1 protein-coding gene is annotated in these 7866 nt (G+C 44.1%); it reads left to right on the top strand.

Going from position 1 to position 7866, the window contains the following annotated elements; translation table 11 throughout:
- The coding region (locus tag CXF62_RS06575; protein ID WP_197707699.1) for a VCBS domain-containing protein at nt 1-7803 on the top strand (7803 nt) is incomplete at its 5' end.
- Nucleotides 7804-7866 lie beyond the last annotated feature (63 nt).

Below are 7866 nucleotides of genomic sequence, written 5' to 3'. Positions count from 1 at the left end.
GCGACCGGCAGCATTGTTGATGAATCTGATGATCCAAATGATCCAGGCGCCAATACTGAAGGCGACAAACCGACCGTCAGCGTTGGCGATGCCGTTGCCACAGAAGGCGGCAACTTAGTGCATCAAGTGACGGTGAATGGCGACACAACGCAGGCGGACGTCACTTATGACTTTAGTCTCACAGATGGCAGCACTGATCCTGCCACAGCGGGTAGTGACTACACCAATGCCCCCGTATTTAGTAATGGCGTCATCAACAATGGTGATGGCACTATTACCGTCCCTGCGGGTGTCACTGACTTTACCGTCACTTATCCAACCTTAACTGACAACATTCTTGAGAACGATGAGACCACCACGATTACCATTGGTAATGACAGTGGCACGGGTACGATTATCGACAACGATACCGCACCGACACTAACCGTAAATGACAACAGCGTTACCGAAGCGACTGGTAATACTGTTTCAAATAGCTTTGATATTACCGATCCACAGAGCGTTACAGCGTTAACCGTCAACGGTCAAGATGTCACTCTAGCAACCTCTGGCAATCCTATTACTATCTTAGGAGGCAATGCGGGCACGCTAGTCATTACTAACTATGATGCAACTACAGGTAAACTGACCTACGAATATACCGAAAACGATAATGCAGAAGATCATAGCGCTGGTGCTGTATTCGATCAGTTTGACGTGGTATTAACCAACACCATTGGCGATACCATTAATGACATCTTAGATATTGAGATTATAGATACTGCACCAACGGCTAATGATGACAAAAACACCATTAGCGAAGAGATAGATACTGTTTCAGGCAACGTGCTTACGTCAACTGGTGCAGCGACAGATGATGTGGCTGATGATCTAGGTGCTGATAATTCAATAACAGCAACTACGGTAACGGCAGTGGATGGTAACACTGGTGCAATTGGAAGCGGTACACAAGGTCAATACGGTGAACTGACACTCAATGCGAATGGCGAATATGTTTATGATGTTGATAATGCCGCTATACAGTATTTGGCACTAGGTGAAAGTTTAACAGAAACCTTTGAATACACCATAACCGACGCTGATGGTAGTACTGATACTGCCAAGCTTACCATTACTATCACCGGCACTAATGATCAACCAACCATCATTGCTGATGGTAATGACAATATTGCGAATATATCTTTCGTCGAGCAAACAGATGACTCAGTGATCACTCAAAGTGGCATTATTGCTTTTAGTGATATTGATGTCAGTGATACGCTGACACTGGGTTATATTAAAGGTGAAAATCAATATACCTTTGGTCAAGGTAATACAGCCTTGACTGATCTAACTGTTCCGCAAAAAACTGCGCTAGAAGGTATGTTCTCAATAACTCAAGCGACCAATAATAATGGAGTTTGGGAGATTGAAGCAAAAGATACTGATATTGACTTCCTCCCCGAAGGCGAAACCATCACCATCCGCTACGCGGTACAAGTTGATGACGGCAATAACATCACCATAGCTGGCGGTGGTAACGAGATTAGTACCAGTGAAATTCGCTACGTTGAAGTTACTATAACGGGTACTAACGACGGCATTGCCTTAGTAAACGATGTTGTAAGTACGCGAGAAGATACCACCTTAACAGGTAATATATTTGACAATGATAGCGATGATCCAGATTTTGGTCAGGCATTAACCGTAGAGAGCTATGATGTATTAGGTATGACAGCAATAGCTCCTGGTACGACGACTACATTGAGCCCAGACGGCACTAACGCCATTGGTAGCATTACTGTCAATAGTGATGGTAGTTATACCTTTGTACCTGCCGCCAACTATAGTGGTAGCGTGCCTGTGATTACGGCCAATGTGACAAATGGCTTAGCACCGAGCGATCCGTCTTATTCTGCAGGACCGGAGACCTTAACGATAACGGTCAACCCAGTATCTGATGCCCCAGATATCGGCTCTAACAAGACAGGTATTGATAAGATTACAACGAATGAAGACACTATCGTTGAATTAGGTTTAACAGCCCCTACTATTGCCGACGATACTGATCTGGATGGCACAGGGAACGACACCGACAACCTAGAACGTATTGGTTTAATCACCTTAACGGGTATTCCTAATGGCGCTAAACTTAACTATGGTGGTACTAGCTTTGACACAGTGGGCAGTGATATTACAATACTACTCAGTGACTTTGTCAGTGACGGTAAGATAATTAACAACCCAGGGTCAGCAACCATTACCATGACCAGCGCTGAATTTGAGTCGATGACCCTCACACCACCAGCAGATGATGCTACCAATATCTCCTTTGAGATGTCAGTGACAGAGTACGAGGTTGATAGTGATGGTGATATTATCAAGGTTGATAGCAATGGTGCAGTTGATCCAAGCGGTACTGATATTGCTGGTGCAACCAGTACTGTCACTATCGAGGTTGATGTCCAAGCCGTCACTGATAGCGTAGATAAAAACGACCCTAATGATCCAGATAATCCTCATGATGATAATGACGACTTTAGTGAGTTTGGCATTGATTCAAACTATACTATTACGCCTGATGACGGTATTACCTCAATTACTGGTAATAATGTAGTCGCTAATGTCGCTGAAGGTCAGTCGATTGAATTACCAATAAATACTAAATTTGGTGACCTAGTCTATAGCGGTAATAACGATAGAGAGAACTATGGATTTGTAATTACCGGTCTTAATGAAGGTACAGTGGTTGAGTTTGTTGATGCTAATGGTGATGTTATAGCAAGTGGAACTGCCAACGCCGATGGGATGGCGTTGATAGGCGCTACTGCGACTATGGATGTTAATGGTGTTGTCACAGTCACTAACACAGGTCTGCCAGTATTTGACACCAGTAGTGGTCAGCCCACCATGCGTATCGATACAGCTGATTATAATTCGAATGATATGAATGTAGGAGTCACGCTTTATACCAAAGACAATGATGCTGACTCACCTGCTGCTAACCCAACTGTGGAAGAAATCGACACTATCAATGTCAACCTAACCGTCACCCCAGTTGCTGGTCAAGTCGAGCTTGATAATGCAGGTGTTGAAACCAAAGAAGATACGCCAGTCACTCTTGATAGCTTTGGCTTTACCGTGCAGGATGATAAAGATGGCGCTGGTGCAGAAGTCATCACCGAGATTCAATTTGAGCTGCCAGCAGGTTGGACGTTCACTGATACTACTGGTGCAGGGTCACAAAGTGGTACTACTGTAACTATCGATATGACTGGCTCGCCTAATTTAAGTCAGATGGAGCTTACACCGCCACCTCATTCATCGTTAGATGCAGACTTTATTTTTGAGGTCACAACCTTAGACACTGATGATAATGATAGTACTATTACGGTACAGGGCACAGCAACGTTAGAGCAAACCGTAGTCGTCACCCCAGTCGCCGAAATAGTTGGTACGGATACTGACGGTGATGGTACAGATGACCTAACCATCAATCCAAGCTACACTTACATAGCCAACGCAAATGAAGACGAAGCCTTTAATCTTTTCGCTGATCCTGATGGTTCATTTAACTTAATAGATGATTGGAGCAACCAAGACACTTCCGAAGATACCTTCGCACATATGACCTTTGGTAATAAGAGTGATAGCGGCTTCACCTCAGTTGAGGGGGCGGTATTTACTTATAATGATGGCAATGGTTTAGTTAGCCTGACTGACAACGGCAATGGTGTCGATATTCCGATGGAGTACCTAGATACCGTCACCGTAACCCCACCGCAAGACTATAGTGGCTTTAACCTTGCTAGCGGTGCCGAGACAGCAGTCAAGGTCGAGGCAAAAACTGTCGATGTTGACGAAGATGGTGGCGCAACAGATACAGCCACCAGTGGCGAAAGTTACTTAACATTTGAATTTGATGTAAAAGGCGTAGCCGACCCAGCCACCTTAGCTGTTGATCCTGCCGAAGGTTTTGAAGATCAAGCAATTATTGGTGGTAACAATCGTGATGGTTCAATACCAGCAACGATTGATCCTGCTCTTGGTATCCCGCTCGATATCCGCCCAAGCTCGCGTGATAATGACGGCTCTGAGACTTATGATGTGACCATCTCGGATATACCAGCAGACGGGCAGCTTTATTATACTAATAGCAACGGTGATACAGTCTTACTTGATACTACTGGTGGTACGGTAGTGATTGAAGATTACAATAATAGCGTAACTGGGTTGTACTTTGTGCCTGCTGAGAACTTCAGTGGTACGGTAAACCTAAAAGTACAGGCAGTGAGTAAAGAGGATGGCACTAGCGGTATTGCAAGCCCTATTCTTAATCTACCTATCAAAGTTTTTGGCAAGGCAGATCTAATAACCAATGATGACTTAGCAAAAGAGACCGCCACTATCAATGGTAAGGACTATACCTATGTGACTGATGAGGCAACGCTAGATGGTACAGGTAACCATCAGATTGCCTTATCTAGCCTATTCAAGGATGTTGCGGATATCGAGGCATATGATGGAGACAGCCCAGCTGCTGAGCAAGTTATTTATCGGGTTGAGGACTTGCCTGCTGGCTTTAACTTAATCGGTGCAGAGGTTACTTTCTTAGGTGGCGGCGGCACTGATCGAGTATGGTCAGTGACGCTTGAGGCCTTGCAAAACGGTACAGCGCAGCTGCAGACACCAGATAACTTTGCAGGTGAAATCAACTTCAATATTACTGGTACCACTACAGAGAAGGTATCTGGTGATAGTGTCTCCCACAATCAGCAAAACGTCTCTATTCTAGTGACCCCTGATGCAGCTGACGGCACAGTGAATAATACTCAAGTCGTTGCCACTGAAGATTTGTGGGCGACTATTGACTTTGAATCAGCATTTACAACCACAGATCAAGGCGGTTTAACTGAAGGTCAAGAAGTGCTTGAGAGTATCACGCTATTAGCAACTGATCTAATGGCTAAAGACGTCATATTACGTGTTGACGGTATTGAAGTGGACTTAACAACTAACCCACCACCAACTTTGACATTTACGCCCGATCAGACAATCGAGATTATGTACGATGACGATAAACGTCATAGCGATGATGATGTTAGTATAGACTTTAACTACACTTATACTGACACCGCTGAGCTGACTGATGGTTCAGAGATTAAGGAGTCCACTTCAGGTAGTGCTACTGTTAATGTGACCTTCCAAGCGGTTACTGATCAGCCGAGTATGATTTTGAATGTAAACGATGGCACTATTGATAATAGCGGTAATGACAATACGGCGTCTGTCACCGTATCTATACCTTCAGCTGATCAAGATGGCTCAGAGAGCTTTACTCGTCTAGAAGTGACTGATGTCCCTGATGGTCTCAATGTGCAAGGCGGTATCTTATCAAATGGCGTCTGGTACGTTGATGTCCCTAATGATCCAGCTATTACTGACACTGCAGCGACTTATGAGCTAGTGCTTGAGCGTAATGATAGTACGGTTAATATACCAGAAGACAGTTTCAATATTACAGTGACGGGTGTCACTCAAGATATCAATGGTCAAGGTAGTGACGGTAGCGAAGCGCGTGTAACCGAGAGCTTTGAGATCGCAATAGAGAGGACAGATGGTGGTGAGGATCCTACCCAGCCTAACTTGATAGATAGCTTTACTAGCAAAGCAGTCATACCTTCGCAGGTAGAGGATACGGGTTTTACTCTTGGCGATATACTAGATGCGACTCTAAATCCTGCGACCGCTAATACGGTCGACTCTTATACTTTCTCATTGACTGACCTACCAGCAGGGACTGAAGTATCTATCACCAATCCAGCCATAAGCGTGCAGCAGATTGGCGGTAAATGGATCATCAGTGTGGATGATGCAAGTAGCCTCAGTCCAGAAGATGCTCTTGATGCAGTGACAGTGACTCCGCCGAAAGATTTTAGTACCAACGTCACAGACGGTAGCCAAGATCTTACCTTTAATACCAACTTTACTGCGTTAGATAAAGATGGTGGCGAGGAACGAGTGCAGGTTGACGACGTCAAGGTTGAGATCAAGCCAGTTACGGATCCGATAGACAATGATGGTAAAACCACTATAGTCGATAGGGATGAGGATACCAAAGTAGAAATTGAGATCGACTTAACCAACGCGGCTGACGGTAATAATGTTGAGATTATTGATAATAAGCTGTATCTGCAGCTGGATGAGTCTGGTTTAACGACTGATAATGGCACTAGCGGAAAACTAACGGATGACAATGGTAACGACTTGACGCTTGTAACATTGGCAGATGGTGACGTTGCTGATATTCCAGCTGGTGATTATTATATCGTAGATGTAGGCACGCCTATTTTTTATGAACCTGCCGAAAATGAAGACGGCACGGCAACGATTGATGTCTATGCCGCTCATAAAGAGAGTCATAATATCAGCGGACATGACAGTGGTACAAAGACTTATAAGCACAGTTATGACGTCACAGTCGAGTCGCAGCCAGACAATCTAATTATTACTGATAAGAGTGATCAATCAACAACCACTGCTAGCGGTAATGAAGATACTATGATTGCTATCGACTATAAGATTGCGACTATCGATAAAGACAATACTGATGCCGCTACTGCCATCACCTTAGACAATATCCCTAATGGTTATCTGGTCTACTATACTGATGCTAATGGCGATCCCGTCTTGGCAAGTAACAATGGTAATTCTGGTGGTAATAACTTATGGTCTATTGATGTCTCCAAACTGGGTGATACTAATACTGGCGAAACGTCAAATATATTCATCATGCCACCGGAAAACGTCAGTGGTATCGTGTCTGGTATCAAGATGCAAGTGGTCAATGACAGCGGGATGATCAGTGATCCTCTAGAGATTGATCTTGAGGTCAAACCAGTCGCTGATGGGGTAGCTGCTAATCCTTCTACTATTCTTGGTAGTCAGGGTAAGTGGACCACGCTGAATCTAAACGCAATTATGCAAGATACGGATGGTAGTGAGACCGTTAATATAGTTGTCACTGATGATGGTATGAGCTTAACCGATGATGTCTTACGCTTTAGAGTGAAGAGTACAGGTGAAATGTTGACTGCCGTGTGGGATGATGCCGCTAACAGCTATACCATAACGGGTATTACTCCTGAGCAAATCAATAATTTACAAATTCAGTCATCCATACCGTTGAAAGGCGATCTGGACTTTGCGCTTAGTACTACCGATAAAGCTACAGGTATGGCTGATAGTGTATCAACTGAAGTGACCGAAAATGTATCTGTAGATATTGTCTTTACCAAAACCTTTGGAGGCACACCTGAAGACGATATCCTTGACGCTTCTGAACAGTCTGTCGCTGTGAATTATACAGGCGGCGCAGGTAATGACACCTTAATCGGTGGCAGTGGTAATGATTTCCTTGATGGCGGTACAGGTGCTAACACGCTGATAGGCGGTGCAGGTAACGATACGCTAGTATTCTCTGCAGACAACCTATTGATGGATGGTGGTGACGGCATCGACACCTTGTTAGTAGATACTAGTATTGACTTTAGTAGCTTTGATAGTAGCGTGATTGATAACATGGAAGTCATAGAACTGGGTGTTGGCGCGCAGTCATTGACTAATATTACTACCAGTGATGTCATTGAGATGACCGATAGTAACAATGAGCTGTTTATCAATGGCGGCAATGCTGATAGTGTCTCTTTAACAGCGGATTTTGAAAAACAGCAAACGTCTGATGAGACCGGATACGCTCAGTATCAGAGCACGTTGGATTCATCGGTGACTCTATATGTCGATACTGATATTACCGTGATATAATTGCTATCTTTTCTAGATAATGTTGATGTAAACAAAAAAGCCATACTTGTATACTTGTGATGG

The organism is Psychrobacter sp. MES7-P7E (assembly GCF_002863645.1).
GTDB lineage: Bacteria > Pseudomonadota > Gammaproteobacteria > Pseudomonadales > Moraxellaceae > Psychrobacter.
This window is presented reverse-complemented; position numbering and strand designations above follow the sequence as displayed.